Raw genomic sequence first — 16,609 nt, 5'->3', positions numbered from 1 at the left:
TGATTTACTCATCCATGAGATAGTAGTGGCCCAGTGCGTCTGCACCCAGAATGGCGTTTGCGACCATCTCGGGCGTCACCTCAAACGGCATGTTGCACATGGTGTCATCGGGCGCGCAGGCGGCCTCGGCAACAATCATGGCCTGCTCGCGCGTAAGCTCGGCAACGCCAAGTTCCTTCATCGTGACCGGCAGGCCCAGCTCAATGCAGAAGCCCAAGACTTCCTCGAGTTTCTCAGTCGGGGCATCCTCGAGTACCAGCTGGACGATAGTGCCAAAGGCGACCTTCTCGCCGTGATACATGCCGTGGCACTCGGGCAGCATCGTCAGGCCATTGTGGATGGCATGAGCAGCAGCAAGGCCCGAGCTCTCAAAGCCAATGCCCGAAAGCAGCGTATTGGCCTCGATGATATGCTCGACGGCAGGCGTCAACGCTCCCTTCTCCAGCGCGACCTTAGCCTTGACGCCGTCGGCCATAAGTGTCTCGTAGCAGAGCTTGGCGAGCGCCAGGCCGGCCATTCCGCCCTTGCCGCCAGCGCAGGTGCCACCGTCGGCATCGTGCGTTGCCTGGGCCTCGAAATAGGTTGCGAGCGCATCGCCCATACCGGAAACCGTCAGGCGCACCGGGCTCGCCGCGATAACCGTCGTGTCCATAAGGACAATATTGGGGTTTGCCTTAAGGAAGAGATACTTGTCGAACTGGCCGTCATCGGTATAGAGCACGGAGAGCGCCGAACACGGGGCATCGGTCGAAGCAATGGTGGGGCAAATGATAACCGGGGACTCCAGGTAATAGGCGACGGCCTTCGCGGTGTCGAGAATCTTGCCGCCACCGACGCCGACGATGATGTCGCAACCGTTGTCGCGAGCGAGCGCAACCAGGCGATCGACCTCGCCCTTGGAGCACTCACCGTTAAAGTCCTCAAACAGCAGCTCGGCCTTAGCCTCGGCAAAGCCGCCCTCGATCTTGGCACCGACGCGCTTCTTGCCCGAAGGCGTCACGATGACGAGGGCCTTAGCGCCAAGCGGCTCAACATAAGAGCCGAGCTTGGCCAGCTCGTCCGGGCCCTGGATGTACTTGCTGGGGCTATTGAAAATTGCAGCCATAACCATCCCATTCTCTAAAAGAAAAAGAAAGGGGCTCCGTACGGATACGTGCGGAGCCCCTCGTTACGATAACAAGAGTCGATTAGAAATCGATGTCGGTGTCGTAGTAGCAGGCCTTGAGGATCTTCTCGAAGTCGGCAGCCTTGGTCTCACGCGGGTTCTCGGGCGTGCAGGCGTCGGTCTCGGCGTTCGCAGCGATCTCGGGCAGCTTGGCGAGGAACTCCTCCTCGGAAACCATCTGCGGGTTCTCGGCGTCGACCTTCACGCCACCATTCGCGTAATCCTTGATGGACTGCGGAATGTTGAGCTGGTCATTGAGGTCGCGAATCTTCTGGACGAGCGCAGCGATGAGCTCCTCGTTGGTCTCGCCGGGAAGGTGCAGGATCTCCTTGGCCACGTAAGCGTAACGCTCAGCAGCACGCGGGTCCTTGGAGTTCCACTGGATAACCTTGCCCAGGTACATGGCGTTAGCGGCACCGTGGATGATGTGGCCGTTCTCGAAGGCAGCACCGGTCTTGTGAGCCATGGAGTGAACGATGCCGAGCAGGCCCGAGGAGAAGGCGATACCGGCGATGCACTGAGCCTCGTGCATGTGCTGACGGGCCTCATGGTCGCCAGCATAGGACTTGGGCAGCCACTCGACGATCTCGCGGATGCCGTGCAGGGCGTTGGCATCGGTGAACATAGAAGCGCAGGTGGAAACGTAGGCCTCCATGCAGTGGGTCAGAGCGTCCATGCCGGTGTGAGCGCAAAGCTTAGCAGGCATGGTATAGGTGAGCTCGGGGTCGACGATGGCGACATCCGGGGTGATGTTGAAGTCGGCCAGCGGGTACTTGATGCCCTTGGCGTAGTCGGTGATGACGGAGAAGGCAGTGACCTCGGTAGCGGTACCGGAGGTAGAGGAGATGGCGCAGAAATGAGCCTTCTGACGCAGCTCGGGGAAGCTGAACGGCTGGATGATGTTATCGAAGGACTCCTCGGGATACTCGTAGAAGACCCACATGGCCTTAGCGGCATCGATGGGCGAGCCGCCGCCGATGGCGATAATCCAGTCAGGCTCGAACTCGCGCATGGCCTCGGCGCCCTTCATGACCGTCTCGATGGACGGATCGGACTCGACGCCCTCGAACAGCTTGACCTCGAAGCCGCCTTCCTTAAGGTCGGCCTCAACGTCCTGCAAGAACCCGCCGCGGCGCATAGAGCTGCCGCCAGAAACGATGATGGCCTTCTTGCCCTTGAGGTTCTTCACCTCGTGGCGAGCGCCCTCACCAAAGTACAGATCGCGAGGATTGGTAAAACGTCCCATACTGTGCCTCCTAAACAAGCCCCTCTTAGACTTGCGTATATAACGGAGCACCCGATTGGCTCCGTTAGGACCGTTTTGCGCGTTGCCGGCGATGACAATGCGCGATGTCTAAACGTCTCAACGCTCAGACAAACACTATTCTACCGTTCTGGTTGGTCAGTTATTCACCTAAAGCCGACAATGATGAAACGTTTTTTCTATCCCTGAAGACCCTTGTGGGGCATTCATACTCCCAAGCTGGGCAAACGTTTTATCAAGGTTGACCACATATCCCGGGCAGGACTGTGCCCCTCCAAAATGCGCCCCGTTCGCCGCCAAAAATCGACCGTTTGCGGCACCGTGATACCACTCAGTCGTCCAAGGTGCCGACATTTGTGCGACATCCGTCTTCGTGGTGCAAAGGTGCATGTCCAAGTGCGGCACCCCCGGTGTGCCACATGCGGGTAAACTAGAACTTTATATAGAGACATTTGAACCCTAACCGCAGCAAAGGAGGCCCCATGGCATTCGATCCCATTCAAGAGGATTGCCATCGCCTCGTTCTTGAGGCCTTGCGCCGCGACAATATCCCGCTCACCGACGGCCCCGCCGTCGAGCGTCTGATGGAGCAATTCACCCGCAACCCCGCGCCGCTCATCGTGCACGACCGCGACCGCGCCGGGCACCTCATTGCCAAGGTGGTCGAGGCTGTCGACTACCGCATCCCCTTTATCCCCGACGACGCCCAGGCAGAGCAAGAAGAAGCCGCAGCCGAGAACATGCTCCGCGAGGCAGCCGCGCTCGATCCGGCCAACTGGGATGCCCAGCGCATGCTGACGGCGCTCACCGCCGAATCCAACGAGGAATACGTACAGTACCTGGTGTCCAAGTGCGATGAAGTCGAACACGACCTGGCGCTCAAGATCGCCTCGGCTCAGGACCCCTACGAGCGTGAGGCCGCTGGCGACCTCACGCGCCGCCCCTATCTGCGCTGGCTTGCCGCCTTGGCATCGCGCGCCCTCATTAGCGGCCGCTATCGCATGTCGCTCGAAGCCGCAAATCGCAGCTTGGACTTTGCGCCCAACGACCCCGCTGGTGTCCGCCACACCGCGATGCTCGCCATGGCAAAGCTCGAATACCCCGCCGAGGAGCTCAAGCGCTTTCGCTCCGCTCACTCCGTGCCGTACCTCGCGAATACCCCGCTGCGCCGCCGTCCCAAGGATGCAGAGCGCGACTTGGACCCGTGGACGCTCATCGCACTGATGAGCGCAGCCTGGCGCGAGCTGGACTACGAGGGTGCCGAACACTACCTGCGTATCCTTGTGCGTTCGTGCCCCCACGCCGCCGAGGCGCTCTACTTCCAAACCGAGTTTCCCGATGGCGTCTATGCCCGCGTTAACGTGGGCGTGGGCTCGACCGACGAGCTTGTCCTTGCATTGTCCGAGGCGACGCCGGTACTGCAGGAGGGCCTGGGCGCTCCCGACAACGCCAGCTTTGCCGCCTGGATCGCCACCAACGACATCGTGCGTTCCCAGATCGACGAGCGCATCCTGCGCGCGGCCGAGCAGGGGCTTCCATTTAAGGGAGGGGACCTCTAATGGATCCGAGCGTCTACATCCCCGCCTACCTGGAGCGCACCTATCTGGCGTCGCACCCCGAGCTCACCGATGCAGCACGCGAGCTTGTCCATAACGACATGAGCGCGAATCCTCAAAAGTATGCGCAGGCCGAGCATGCCCAGGCACTGCTGTCCTATGCCGGCGTTCATCGCCACCTGCTCGACGAGCTCCATCGCATCGAGGACATGGGCAGCGACGAGGAGTTTGAGCAGACGCGCAACCGCCTGTTCGACGACATGCGCGACGAGCTGCTCAAGATCGTCCGCGTCGATGCGCTGGCCGTCGATGCCCAGCTGCTCGCCATCATTTTGGCGGACACGCCCGTCGACGCCTGCCTGGGCGACCTGATGAAGCTCGAGACGAGCACGGCCGACTACCTGCAACAGAGCGTGCCCGGGTTTGATATGGAGGCCCCGCACTACTGGGCCAATAATGTTTTGGCCGACGGTGTCACCGCAGCGGACCTTACCGTGAGCGAGCCGGCCCTTATCGGGTGGCTTCACACACTCGAGGCCATCTCGCAGCTGTGCATGGCGAGCGCTCGTTACCGCGCCGCCGCCAACTATTCTCGCCGTGTCCTTAAGGCGGAGGGCTATCCCACCCGGGCCGCCGGCACCGTATTGCTTGCTCTCGCCCGCTTGGAAGACCAGGACGGCTTTTTTGCCCTGGCGCATCAGCTCGAGGAACAGATGGGGGCAGACGCACTCGAAAACTCTCCTTGGTACCTGCTCGCCCGCACGATCTTGCTGTTCAAAACAAACAAGATGCGCCCGGCGACGCGCGCGCTGCGTGAGTTCGCTAACCGTTGCGAGGGTGGCGCGTTCTTCTTGCTGAACCCCATGTACCAGACGCCGTATCTTCCCTGCCGACCCGAGCCGCGCGACCCCTGGGACCTCTCGCACCAGGCGGTTTGGGAAGCCGACGGCATTATCTCGGACACCCCAGACTTTGCCCCCTGGGCCAACGCCTGCGAAGATGTATCGCAGCTCGCCCAGGAATTTGCGCGCCGCTACGGCTTTTAGCGACGCGATCGCCCCGACCATGTCATCTATGTTAGGAACGGCTTCATGAACCTCCGCTCATCTCTCGCCTGCACCTCGAGCGATATCGCCCGCTGGGGACTGCGCTCTGTCCTCAAACGCCAGGGTGGCGTGCTTCCCGGCCGCATCGCCATGAAGATCGACCCCGAGCTGCTAAGCGACCTCGCGAGCCTGGTCGACCGCAGCGTGGTGATCACCGGTACTAATGGCAAGACCACCACCTCCAACCTCATCGCTGACGCCGTTGCTGCCAGCGGCGCTACCGTGGTGTGCAACCGTGCCGGCAACAATATGGAGCCTGGTGTGGTGGGTGCTCTGCTCGAGGCCCGCGGCGGCCTTAAGCACACCAGCAGCGGCAAGCGCGTGGGCGTTTTTGAGTGCGACGAGCTCTACACGGTGCGCGTCCTGCCCAAGCTCAAACCGACGTACTTTGTGCTGCTCAACCTGTTCCGCGACCAGCTAGACCGCTACGGCGAGATCGACCATACCCAAGACGCCATCGCCCATGCGTTGGAGCTCTCTCCGACGACAACGCTCATCTACAACGCCGACGATCCGCTGTGCGCCTCGATCGCCGCGCGCGTCCCCAACACGAGCATCGCCTTTGGCATCGACGGCGCCACGGGCACCGAGTCCGACCGCATTAGCGACTCGCGTTTTTGCTCGCAGTGCAACGCCCCGCTGGAATACGACTATGTGCAGTACGGACAGCTGGGCGCCTATCATTGCCCTTCGTGCGGCTGGGGTCGCCCCGCGCTGCTCCGCCGCGTGACGGGCGTTGAGCTCGGCTGCGACGACTACGGCTTTGACCTGGCCTTTGGACCCGAGGTCAACGCGCCCGCCGTGCACATCGCCACGCGCTACAACGGCCTGTACATGGTCTATAACGTCGCCGCCGCCTTCTTTGCGGCGCACGAGCTGGGCGTGGACGCGGCGCACCTGCAGCCCACGCTTAATGCCTACGTGCCCGCCGGCGGACGCATGGGCCGCTGGGATATTGCCGGCCGCACCGTCGAGGCCAACCTGGCCAAGAATCCCGTGGGCTTCGATCGCCAGATCCAGTCCATTAAAACGGCAGGTGGCAGGCTCTGCGCCTTCTTCCTAAACGATAACGATGCCGACGGCCACGATGTCTCGTGGATCTACGATGTCGACTTCGAGCGCATCGCCGACACGCCGGGTCTTGTCGCCTTTGCCGGAGGCACGCGTGCGCACGACATGCAGGTACGCCTCAAGTACGCCGGCATCGATGCCGCGATTATCTCGGACGTCGCGCAGGCGATCGGCGCCGTGGCAGACGAGGCCGCCGATGACACCTTCTACGCCGTCGCCAACTACACGGCCTTCCCGCCACTGGTCAAGGAACTCGACGGGCTCAAGGGCGCCGATGCAAGCTCGGTTGCCTCCCACGCCGTAACGCGCGCCGATGGCAGCGCTGTCCCCACCGACATTGTGCCGGTCGAGCTCTCGCGCCCCCTGCGCATCGTCTATCTGTACCCCGATGCGCTCAACCTCTACGCCGACGGCGGCAACGTTATCGCCCTCGAGCGCCGCTGCGCCTGGCGCGGCATTCCCGTGCGTGTGGACGAAGTCCACATGGGCGAGACGCTCGACCTGACCGACGCCGACATCGTTATGATGGGCGGTGGCTCCGATCGCGACCAGCTGGCGGTTGCACATGAACTGCTCGCTCAAAAAGACAAGGTCGCGGCCTATGTTGAGGATGGCGGCTCGCTGCTTGCCATCTGTGGCGGCTATCAGCTGCTCGGCCGTTCGTACTATATGGGCGAGGATCGCATCGAGGGTCTGGGGGTCATTGCCGCCGAAACCGTACGCGGCTCCGACCGCCTGATCGGCAACGTAGCCGTCGAAACCAATCTGGCACCCGAGCCCTTTGTGGGATTCGAGAACCACGGCGGCCGCACCCTGCTCGATACAGCGGCCACGCCGCTCGGAACGTCCGTCGTCACGGGCACCGGCAACAACGGCGACGATGGCTTTGAGGGCCTCGTCTACAAGGGCGTGATCGGCACGTACCTGCACGGGCCGGCGCTGCCCAAAAACCCCGAACTCGCCGACTGGCTGATCGCACACGCCCTCGAGCGCCGCGGCGATGCGCAGGCCACAGCCCTGCTGCCGCTCAAGCCCCTCGACGACACCTACGAGCGCGCCGCCCACGACGCCGCCATGAAGCTCCTCCCCTAGCACCCCACCACCACAAAGGGGACAGGTACCTTTGTGGTGGTTTTCCAGTTTGCCAACGATATACGCGCCGACAAAAAAGTCTGCTATACTCTTTCCCGCTGTCCCCATCGTCTAGCGGCCAAGGACGCCACCCTTTCAAGGTGGATATCGCGGGTTCGAATCCCGCTGGGGGCACCATTTGAAATGCAAAGCCCGTTACCCTTGTGGTGACGGGCTTTTTTCTTCTCCAACGCCGGGATTCGAACCCGACAGGGTGCGGAGCTGAGGAAACGCGTAAGCGTTTTCCAGCGCAGCACGCAAGGAGCGGAGCGACGCAGCGAAAGCGGGCGGCGCCAGCCGCACGCGGACATCCCGCTGGGGGCACCACTGAATCTGAGAAGCCCGTTGCCCTCGCGGCGGCGGGCTTTTTGCTACCCATGCGCCGGGATTCGAACCCCGAAGGCATAAAATCACACTGTCATCCAAGGGCCCGTGGACAAAAAATAGCAAATATGAGTACTGTTACCAATTTAGTAACAGCGATTTCATGCCATCAGAAGGCGATTTGGACACAAGGCGTCCTACGGCGGAGGAATTGCAGGCGTTTATCAGCTAAGTACTTGGACATATGTTGCGTAACACTGCATATTTTGCAAAAAGATAATGCTACAGGGCTTGTGACAGTACTCATATTTGACGTTTTTTGCCCACGGCCCCTTATTGCGTGGGCGAATCAGTTGCAAAGCGGGATCCAAAGCGTCCTTCGCAAACAAAAAGCCGGGGCCCACGCGATGCGGACCCCGGCTCAATAGCGTGACGATATGTCGGTTACGTTCTACACGTAGAACAGAATGTCGTCGTAGGTCGGAACCGGCCAGTAGTCGGCGGCCACGATCTCCTCCATTGCGTCCACGGCGGCACGCAGCGTATCCATAGCGGGAACGACCTCGTGCGCGTATACGTTGGCCTGCTCCTGGCCATCGAGAGCCTCGGCCTTCTGATGTACGGCGTCGAGCGCCTTGATGGAGTCGTTGATGGCGGTGATACCGTTGCAGAGCTTGTTGAGCGTGTTCTGCTCGCACTGCATGGCGGCCTCAGCACCGGCGGCACGAATAGTCTCAAGGCCCTTAGCGACCTTGGTGGCATAGGCGGTAATGACCGGGCGATAGGTACGACGCGCCTCGCGAACCATCGTGGTAGCCTCGATGTTCATGAGCTTGTTGTACTTCTCGAGCTTGCAGTCATAGCGGCACTGGGCCTCGGCCTTGGTCAGGACGCCCGTCTCCTCAAAGAGCGCAATGGCCTTATCGGAAACAAAGGCGGGAAGAGCGTCGGCCGTGGTCTTGTTGTTGGCAAGGCCGCGCTTCTCGGCCTCGATGGGCCACTCGTCGGAGTAACCGTCGCCGGAGAACAGGATGCGCTGGTGATCGGTCAGCACCTTCTTGCAGTACTCGAGCGCGGCGTCCTGGAACTTATCCTCGGGCGTACCCTCGAGTGCGTCGGCGAAAGACTTGAGCGACTTGGCCACGGCAGCATCGAGCACCAGGTTGGAGTCGGAAACGTTTTGCTCGGAGCCGCAGGCACGGAACTCGAACTTGTTGCCGGTGAAGGCGAACGGGGAGGTGCGGTTGCGGTCGGTGTTGTCCTGCATCAGTTTGGGCAGGGTATCGGCGCCCAAGTCAAGCACGCCGCGCGTGGCATGGACGGAAGCCTTGCCATCGATGATCTTCTCGACAACCTCGGTAAGCTGGTCGCCCAGGAAGATGGACATAATCGCCGGAGGAGCCTCGTTGGCGCCCAGACGATGATCGTTGCCGGCCGAGGCAACGGAGGCACGCAGGAGCTCCTGATAGTTATCGACGGCCTCGATCACCGCGGTGAGGAAGACGATGAACTGCAGGTTGTCGAGCGGGGTGTCGCCCGGGTCGAGCAGGTTCTCGGACTCGGTGCCAAGCGACCAGTTGTTGTGCTTGCCCGAACCGTTGATGCCCTCAAAGGGCTTCTCGTGCAGCAGGCAGACCAAGTCGTGACGGGAGGCGATGAGCTTCATCTTCTCCATCATGACCAGATTCTGGTCGATGGCCTCGTTGACCTCGCCGTAGACAGGGGCGAGCTCATGCTGGCAGGGAGCGACCTCGTTGTGCTTGGTCTTGGCAGGAATGCCAAGCGCCCACAGTTCATCGTCCAGGTCCTTCATATAGGACGAGACGGTGGGGCGGATAGCGCCAAAGTAGTGCTCCTCGAGCTCCTGGCCCTTGCAGGGAGCAGCACCAAAGAGGGTGCGCCCGGTGATGACCAGGTCCCTGCGCTTGCGGTAAGCGTCCTTCTTGATCAGGAAGTACTCCTGCTCATCGCCCACGGAAGGAACGACCTTCTTGGGGGTCTTACCAAACAGCGCCAAAACGCGCTTGGACTCACGCGAGAGTGCGGTCATGGAGCGCAGCAGCGGGGTCTTCTTGTCCAGGGCCTCGCCCGTGTAGGAGCAAAAAGCCGTGGGGATGCACAGGACATCGTCCTTAATGAATGCGGGGCTGGTGGGATCCCAAGCGGTGTAGCCACGGGCCTCGAAGGTGGCACGCAGGCCGCCGTTGGGGAAGCTGGAGGCGTCCGGCTCGCCCTGGATGAGGTTCTTGCCCGTAAACTTGGTAATGGCGGTGCCGTCGTGGTTGGGCTCGAGGAAGCTGTCGTGCTTCTCGGAAGTAATGCCCGAAAGCGGCTGGAACCAGTGCGCGTAGTGCGTCGCGCCCTTGGAGATGGCCCAGACCTTCATGGCGTGGGCAACGGCGTTGGCCACATCCAGGTCGAGCGGCTCACCGTCCTCGAGGGTTGCAGCAAGGCGCTTCCAAATGTCCTTGGGGAGGTAGTCCTTCATGACTTCCTCAGAGAACACCATGGTCCCGAAGCGGTCAGTAAGTTCGGCCATACGGAACTCCCTTCGTATCGGCACCGCGTGAGAAGCGGTGTTGATTACTAACGAACGAGTCATAGATTAGGCTCGTCGTGTTTCCGCAACATTACCGTTATGTTGCTGTCACGAAACCAATCAATGAGGTTACCGCATCGCGGCGGCGTTGCCGCCCTCAACAGCCAATCAACTGTATAAATTGCAGACCTCTCCCCATGGTTTAAGGGTAGTCAATTTGGGATGGGGCTCTATTAACTGGTATTTCGCATCAGATACCAGTCTTTATAGCCCCATCCCAGATTGACCGCTCTGCTATAGGGAATGTCGATAGCAAGGCATCTTTGATTGGTATCCCCGAATAGCGAGTGAAACTCCACCGTGACACAGTGGTGCTGTAGAATCCTTACAACACATCACACTATTACGTATCTAAAGGAGCACGATATGCGCGTCGACGAGGTTTTTAAGCAGGCAGCATCCCAGGGCACCGCACCCGTTTCGTTTGAGATGTTCCCGCCCAAGGGCGAGCTTACCCTCAACACGGCTCGCGAGGTGGCAGGCAATCTGTGCAAGCTTTCGCCGAGCTTTGTCTCGGTCACCTGCTCTGCCGGCGGCTCGGGCAATGGCGCCACCACCGCCCCCATCGCGCATATGATTACGAGCGAATTCAATACGCCCTCGGTGGCGCACCTCACCTGCGTGGGCCGCTCGCACGCCGATATCGTCGCCAAGATCGACGAATACCGCTCCGCCGGCGTAGAAAACATCCTGGCCCTGCGCGGTGATCTGCCCACTGGCGCGACCGAGGATGACAAGCCCGCCTCGGACTACGCCTACGCCCGTGACCTCATCCCCGAGCTTGTCGACGCCGGCTTTTGTGTGGGCGCCGCGGCCTACCCCGAGGGCCACATTGCCTGTGAGGACCTCAACGCTTCGGTCGAATACCTCAAGCAAAAACAGGACGCCGGCGCGAGCTTCTTTGTGACGCAGCTCTTCTTTGACAACGAGTGCTTCTACCGCTTCCGCGAGCTTGCCGACAAGGCGGGCATCACCGTGCCCATTACCGCGGGCATCATGCCGTTTATGGGCAAGTCGCAAATCAGCCGCATGGTCTTTATGTGCGGTGCGTCGCTGCCCTCCCCCGTCATCAAGATTCTCGCCAAGTACGAGAACGACCCCGAGAGCCTGCAGGCAGCCGGTGTAGATTATGCCGCCCGTCAGCTTTGCGACCTCAAGGAGCACGGTGCCGCCGGTCTGCACCTGTACACTATGAATCGTCCTGCGATCGCCGCGACCATTATGGAGCGCCTAGGGTAATGGAAAAACCGCACATCGATACAACCGTTGTTGAAGTGCCGGCCGACCTTGCGTCGCCGGCGCTTTACCGTATCGACGCTGCCCACCACCCTCGTGTCGACCGTGCCGAGATGCTGCGGTATCTGGGCTACGGCGGCCAGCAGATTGAGCCCGAGCTGTCCCGACGAATTGAGCTTGTAGTCGAGCGCCTAGAGCTGGATATCGAGCCCCGCGGCGTGCGACGCGTGTTTGCCGTCGATGCCACGGGCGTCGACGAGCAGGGCGAGCCCTGCATCCGCTTGGTTGGCACCAATGTTAAGCTGCGGGGTCGTGATATCTATCGCCACCTTAAGGACGCCCGCCTTGCCGCACTCATGGCATGCACCCTCGGCATGAACGCCGAGCGTCGCCTGCGCACCACGGGAGCCCAGCAGCCTCTGGAAGGCGCCGTGCTCGACGCCGCATGCTCTGCCTATGTAGAAGCCGCCGTCGAGCAGATGGACCAGCAGGTCAAGGCTGCGGCCGCTGCACACGGGCTCGCCGGTAACTGGCGCTTTAGTCCCGGCTATGGCGACTGCCCGCTCTCGGCCCAGCGCTCAATCGTGGCTGCGCTCAACGCTACGCGGCTCATCGGGCTTACCGTCACGCCCACCAGCCTGCTCATGCCCACCAAGAGCGTGACCGCGGTGATCGGTCTGTTCGACGGCGAGGTCCACGACGCCCAGAGCCGCCCCACCTGCAATATCTGCCGCATGCGCGAGCACTGTCGCTTCCGCGCCGCCCACACCACCTGCTATTCCAGCCATTAGGAGCTCATTGATGTTTACTCCGCTTATCACTCATGATCTGGACGGTGCCGCGCTGGCGGCGCCCGTTGATGCCGCACGCCGCAATGGCGCCACGTACAAGACGCGCACAATCGACGACCTTCGCATTAAGGACGATCGCCTGCGCGCTGCCATCGAGGGCACGGGGCACCTGCTGTTCGACGGCGGCATGGGCACCATGCTGCAGGCCGCCGGCATGAAGGCAGGCGCCCTGCCCGAGCTGCTCAACTTTGAGGAGCCTCAGGTCATCACCGACATCCAGCGTCAGTACGTCGAGGCCGGCTGCGATGTGATCACCGCCAACACCTTTGGCGCCAACGCGCACAAGCTCGATGGCGCCGCCACCGTGGCAGATGTCTTTGCCGCCGCGGTCTCTTGCGCCAGCGCGGCCGGCGCCCACTACGTCGCCGGCGACATCGGCCCCATCGGCGCCCTGCTGCGCCCCCTGGGCACCCTCAGCTTTGACGAGGCCTACGACCTCTTTGCCGAGGAAGTGCGCGCCGGCGTCGATGCGGGCGTGGACCTCTTTATTATCGAGACCATGACCGACCTTGCCGAGATCAAGGCGGCCGTCCTCGCCTGCCGAGAGAACTCCGACCTGCCCGTCTTTGCCACCATGACCTTTGAGGAAGACGGTCGCACGTTCCTGGGCACGAGTCCCGAGGTGGCCGCCATCACGCTCGACGCCATCGGCGCCGACGTTTTGGGCATCAACTGCAGCCAGGGACCGGCCGAGCTCCGAGGGCTCGCCGCACGTATGCTCACCGTTACGGACAAACCCGTTATGGTGCAGGCCAATGCGGGACTGCCCCACGTGGACGACGACGGTAATACCGTCTTTGACATCCAGGCCCCCGAATACGCCAAAGCCGTCGCCGGCATGATTGAGGACGGCGTGAGCGTCGTGGGCGGCTGCTGCGGCACCACGCCGGCGCACATGGCCGCCTTGCGCACGCTTATCGATAACCACACGCCCAGTCCGCGCCACCGCAAGCCCAGCATGTCGGTCACAAGTGCCCAGACTGTGGTGGACCTTCCCTGCGACGGCCACAAGATTGCCGTCATCGGCGAGCGCATCAATCCCACCGGCAAAAAGCGCCTGCAGCAGGCCCTGCGCGACGGCGATCTGGACTACGTGGTGAGCCAGGGCATCAGCCAGCAGGAGCAGGGCGCCGACATCCTGGACGTCAACGTGGGCCTGCCCGAGATCGACGAGGTCAAGATTATCCAACAGGCCACCGAGCAGCTCCAGGGTTCCACGCTGCTGCCGTTGCAGATCGACTCCACCGACCCCGCAGCCGTCGAAGCCGCCGTGCGCCGCTACGCCGGCAAGCCCATCATCAACTCGGTCAATGGCAAGCAGCAGATCATGGATGAGATCTTTCCGTTGGTTGCCCACTACGGCACCAACGTCGTCGGCCTTACGCTCGACGAAGGCGGCATCCCCGATACCGCCGAGGCCCGCTTCGCCATCGCCGAGCGCATCGTGGCCGAGGCCGCCCGCTACGGCATTGGCCCGGACCGCATCCTCATCGACTGCCTGGTCATGACCGCCTCGACCAATCAACGCCAGGCCGAGCAGATCCTGCGCGCCATGTCCCTGTGCAAGGAGCGCCTGGGCGTCAAATGCGCGCTCGGCGTGTCGAACATCAGCTTTGGCCTGCCCGCTCGCCCGCTGCTGGGTTCGGTCTTTTTGGCCGCCGCTTTTGGCGCGGGTCTGGACGCCCCCATCATGAACCCGGGCTCCAAGCGCTTTATGGATACCGTCTACAGCTATCGCGTCCTGAGCGTTGAGGACGAGGGCTCGACCGGATACATCGAGCGCTATGCCGGCTGGACCGATCCGTATAAGATCGCCGCCAACCCGGCAGCAGCTCAGGCCGCATCGACCGACACCGTGCCCGCTGCCGGCACCGACGGCAACGACGACCCGATTCGTCGCATGGTCGTCTCGGGCCGCAAAGGCGAGATCGCTGCCGAGACCGAGCGTCTGCTGGCAGACCACGACGCCATGGACCTCATCAACAATCACTTTATCCCCGCCCTCGACGAGGTTGGCGTCCTCTTTGACCAGGGCAAGTTCTTCTTGCCGCAGCTTATGGCCTCGGCCGAAGCCGCACGCGTGGGCTTCGACACCATCAAGCGCCTGATGCCCGCCGGCGAGATCGCCGACAAGGGCAAGATCTGCGTGGCCACCGTCAAGGGCGACATCCACGACATCGGTAAGAACATCGTCAAGATGCTGCTCGATAACTACGGCTATACCGTCTTTGACCTAGGCCGCGACGTCGACCCGCAAGAGGTGCTCAAGACCGTGCGGGAGCGTGACATCAAGCTCGTCGGCCTCTCGGCGCTTATGACCACCACGGTCGTCGCCATGGAAGAGACCATCAAGTTGCTCCATGCCGAGGTTCCGGGCGTCAAGATCATCGTAGGCGGCGCCGTGCTCACCCCCGAATACGCCAAGCAGATCGGCGCGGACTACTACGCCAAGGACGCCGCCGAAAGCGCTCGTATCGCCGAAGAGGTCTTTGGGCAGTAACACAACGGAAACAACCGAGCACCAAAACGTGCCGCATGCGCCACTTGGCACGTGCGGCACGTTAGAATAGAAAAGACTATGCTCGTTTTGGCAGATAGGAGCGCAAGGATGGCGATCACGCCCGCAGAAATCGCGGAAACCCGCGGCATGGTTGAGGAGCAGAACCTCGACATCAGGACCATCACCATGGGTGTTTCGCTCATGGGTTGCGGTGACGAGAACCTCGACCGCATGTGCACGAAGATCTACGACCACGTGACGCACACGGCTGAGCATCTGGTCGAGACCGCCGAGAACCTCGAGCGCGAGTACGGTATCCCCATCGTCAACAAGCGCGTTTCCGTCACCCCGGTGGCCCAGATCGCCGCGTGCTGCAAGGATGAGGACCTCACCCCCATCGCGCACGCCCTCGACCGCGCGGCCGAGACGCTCGGCATCGATTACCTGGGCGGCTTCTCCGCGCTCGTCCAGAAGGGCATCGGCGACGCCGACCGCCGCGTCATCCAGTCCATCCCCCAGGCGCTCGCCACCACGAGCCGCGTCTGCTCCAGCGTCAACGTCGCCAGCCTGCGCGCCGGTATCAACATGGATGCCGTGCTCATGGCCGCCCAGACCATCATCGATGCCGCTAAACTCACGGCCGACCAGGATTCCGTCGGCGCTTCCAAGTTTGTCTGCTTTGCCAACATGGTCGAGGACTCCCCGTTTATGGCGGGCGCCGTCCACGGCGGTGGCGAGGCCGACGCCGTCATCAACGTAGGCGTCTCGGGCCCCGGCGTTATGGCCGCAGCCCTGGAGACGCTGCCCGATTCCGCATCGATGATGGAAGTCGCCGAGAAGATTAAGCAGACCGCCTTTAAGATCACCCGTGCCGGCGAGCTCATGAGCCGCGAGGCCGCCCATCGTCTGGGTGTCGAGAAGGGCATTGTCGACCTGTCGCTGGCTCCCACGCCTGCCATCGGCGATTCCGTTGCCCGCATCCTCGAGATCATCGGCGTGGGCACCTGCGGTGGCCCGGGCACGACCTGCGCGCTCGCCATGCTCAACGATGCCGTCAAGAAGGGCGGCGTCATGGCCAGCTCCAGCGTGGGCGGTCTCTCGGGCGCTTTCATCCCCGTGTCCGAGGACGCCGGCATGATCGCCGCCGTCGAGGCCGGCGCGCTTTCGCTCGAGAAGCTTGAGGCCATGACCTGCGTGTGCTCCGTTGGCCTGGACATGATCGCCATCCCCGGCGACACCCCGGTCGAGACCATCGCCGGCATCATCGCCGACGAGATGGCCATCGGCGTCATCAACAACAAGACCACGGCCGTGCGCGTGATCCCCGCCATCGGCAAGGGCGTGGGCGACTGCGTCGAGTACGGCGGCCTGTTTGGCCGTGCACCCATCATGCCGGTGAACCCCAACGCCGGCACCGTGCTTGCCCATCGCGGTGGACGCTTCCCGGCGCCGCTGAACTCGCTGAAGAACTAGCTGAGGGGGACTGGCGAGGAGCCCCGCCGCCGGGCGGCAGACATATAAGGTCGCCTGCTCGGACAGTCCTGACTCGCACGGAGAGCACATTAAGTGCTCTCCGGCTCGTGCGGAACTCGCGATCGACCTTATATATTTGCCCTCCCCGGGGCTCCCGCACAACGGGACCTCAGTTGGGTTCTATCCCTTTGGCAGTCGCTTCGCTTCTGCCCTACTTTGCTGGTATGGCGGTTTGGCGTTGGAACGGTTCTTTTTCTGATATATGCTTGTTGCGGCTCTTCTTTTGGGAGGAGCCGCTTTTTTGTTGTGAGGGGGATGGCCCGTGGCTGATGG

At 62.1% G+C, this 16,609-nt stretch carries 10 protein-coding genes and 1 tRNA gene; 8 read left to right on the top strand and 3 right to left on the bottom strand.

Features of this window, described 5'->3' with window-relative positions:
• Positions 1–4: 4 nt before the first annotated feature.
• Both DXD56_RS03555 and DXD56_RS03550 read right to left on the bottom strand, forming a co-directional pair.
• A complete protein-coding gene (locus DXD56_RS03555; protein WP_117563611.1) occupies positions 5–1,105 on the bottom strand; it encodes a glycerol dehydrogenase in 1,101 nt (366 codons plus the stop codon).
• 82 nt (positions 1,106–1,187) lie between these two features.
• Positions 1,188–2,411, bottom strand: a complete 1,224-nt coding sequence (locus DXD56_RS03550; protein ID WP_117583326.1) for an iron-containing alcohol dehydrogenase — start codon at positions 2,409–2,411, stop codon at positions 1,188–1,190.
• A gap of 500 nt (positions 2,412–2,911) precedes the next feature.
• Between DXD56_RS03550 and DXD56_RS03545 the strand changes: the two genes are divergently transcribed.
• The 4 genes from DXD56_RS03545 to DXD56_RS03525 all read left to right on the top strand — a co-directional run bounded on the left by DXD56_RS03545 (position 2,912) and on the right by DXD56_RS03525 (position 7,431).
• Positions 2,912–3,988 carry a hypothetical protein gene (locus tag DXD56_RS03545; RefSeq protein ID WP_117640114.1) on the top strand — a complete coding sequence of 359 codons (1,077 nt, stop codon included), beginning with the start codon at positions 2,912–2,914 and terminating at the stop codon, positions 3,986–3,988.
• Positions 3,988–5,031: a hypothetical protein gene (locus DXD56_RS03540; RefSeq protein ID WP_117640112.1), complete on the top strand. Its 1,044-nt coding sequence runs from the start codon at positions 3,988–3,990 to the stop codon at positions 5,029–5,031. The genes DXD56_RS03545 and DXD56_RS03540 overlap by 1 nt, the downstream gene beginning before the upstream one ends.
• 45 nt (positions 5,032–5,076) lie before the next feature.
• Positions 5,077–7,254, top strand: a complete 2,178-nt coding sequence (locus DXD56_RS10160) for a MurT ligase domain-containing protein (RefSeq protein WP_233524919.1) — start codon at positions 5,077–5,079, stop codon at positions 7,252–7,254.
• 100 nt (positions 7,255–7,354) lie between these two features.
• Positions 7,355–7,431, top strand: a tRNA-Glu gene (locus DXD56_RS03525).
• Between the two features lie 637 nt (positions 7,432–8,068).
• Here the strand turns inward: DXD56_RS03525 and DXD56_RS03520 are convergent.
• Complete coding sequence (locus DXD56_RS03520) at positions 8,069–10,156, bottom strand: glutamine synthetase III (protein WP_117628890.1); 2,088 nt, start codon at positions 10,154–10,156, stop codon at positions 8,069–8,071.
• 426 nt (positions 10,157–10,582) lie between these two features.
• Here DXD56_RS03520 and DXD56_RS03515 point away from each other — a divergent pair, with 426 nt between their 5' ends.
• From DXD56_RS03515 to DXD56_RS03500, 4 genes are all read left to right on the top strand, one after another.
• Complete coding sequence (locus DXD56_RS03515) at positions 10,583–11,455, top strand: methylenetetrahydrofolate reductase (RefSeq protein ID WP_117640110.1); 873 nt, start codon at positions 10,583–10,585, stop codon at positions 11,453–11,455.
• Positions 11,455–12,243: a hypothetical protein gene (locus DXD56_RS03510; RefSeq protein ID WP_117640108.1), complete on the top strand. Its 789-nt coding sequence runs from the start codon at positions 11,455–11,457 to the stop codon at positions 12,241–12,243. Before DXD56_RS03515 ends, DXD56_RS03510 begins: the two co-directional genes overlap by 1 nt.
• 10 nt (positions 12,244–12,253) lie before the next feature.
• Positions 12,254–14,803, top strand: coding sequence for a homocysteine S-methyltransferase family protein (locus DXD56_RS03505; RefSeq protein ID WP_199411534.1), 2,550 nt, complete (start codon positions 12,254–12,256; stop codon positions 14,801–14,803).
• A gap of 108 nt (positions 14,804–14,911) precedes the next feature.
• Positions 14,912–16,276, top strand: a complete 1,365-nt coding sequence (locus DXD56_RS03500) for a PFL family protein (protein WP_035136908.1) — start codon at positions 14,912–14,914, stop codon at positions 16,274–16,276.
• Positions 16,277–16,609 lie beyond the last annotated feature (333 nt).

Origin of the sequence: Collinsella sp. TM06-3, assembly GCF_003436395.1 — a bacterium.
In the GTDB taxonomy this organism is placed as follows: Bacteria; Actinomycetota; Coriobacteriia; order Coriobacteriales; family Coriobacteriaceae; genus Collinsella.
Note: the sequence above shows the minus strand (reverse complement) of the source record. Positions and strands in the feature narration are given on the sequence as shown.

What these genes read in the sequence shown, in the direction of transcription:
- DXD56_RS03555 (WP_117563611.1), bottom strand. Translation starts at nt 1,105, where the DNA reads ATGGCTGCAATTTTCAATAGCCCCAGCAAGTACATCCAGGGCCCGGAC.
- DXD56_RS03550 (WP_117583326.1), bottom strand. Translation starts at nt 2,411, where the DNA reads ATGGGACGTTTTACCAATCCTCGCGATCTGTACTTTGGTGAGGGCGCT.
- DXD56_RS03545 (WP_117640114.1), top strand. Translation starts at nt 2,912, where the DNA reads ATGGCATTCGATCCCATTCAAGAGGATTGCCATCGCCTCGTTCTTGAG.
- DXD56_RS03540 (WP_117640112.1), top strand. Translation starts at nt 3,988, where the DNA reads ATGGATCCGAGCGTCTACATCCCCGCCTACCTGGAGCGCACCTATCTG.
- DXD56_RS10160 (WP_233524919.1), top strand. Translation starts at nt 5,077, where the DNA reads ATGAACCTCCGCTCATCTCTCGCCTGCACCTCGAGCGATATCGCCCGC.
- DXD56_RS03520 (WP_117628890.1), bottom strand. Translation starts at nt 10,156, where the DNA reads ATGGCCGAACTTACTGACCGCTTCGGGACCATGGTGTTCTCTGAGGAA.
- DXD56_RS03515 (WP_117640110.1), top strand. Translation starts at nt 10,583, where the DNA reads ATGCGCGTCGACGAGGTTTTTAAGCAGGCAGCATCCCAGGGCACCGCA.
- DXD56_RS03510 (WP_117640108.1), top strand. Translation starts at nt 11,455, where the DNA reads ATGGAAAAACCGCACATCGATACAACCGTTGTTGAAGTGCCGGCCGAC.
- DXD56_RS03505 (WP_199411534.1), top strand. Translation starts at nt 12,254, where the DNA reads ATGTTTACTCCGCTTATCACTCATGATCTGGACGGTGCCGCGCTGGCG.
- DXD56_RS03500 (WP_035136908.1), top strand. Translation starts at nt 14,912, where the DNA reads ATGGCGATCACGCCCGCAGAAATCGCGGAAACCCGCGGCATGGTTGAG.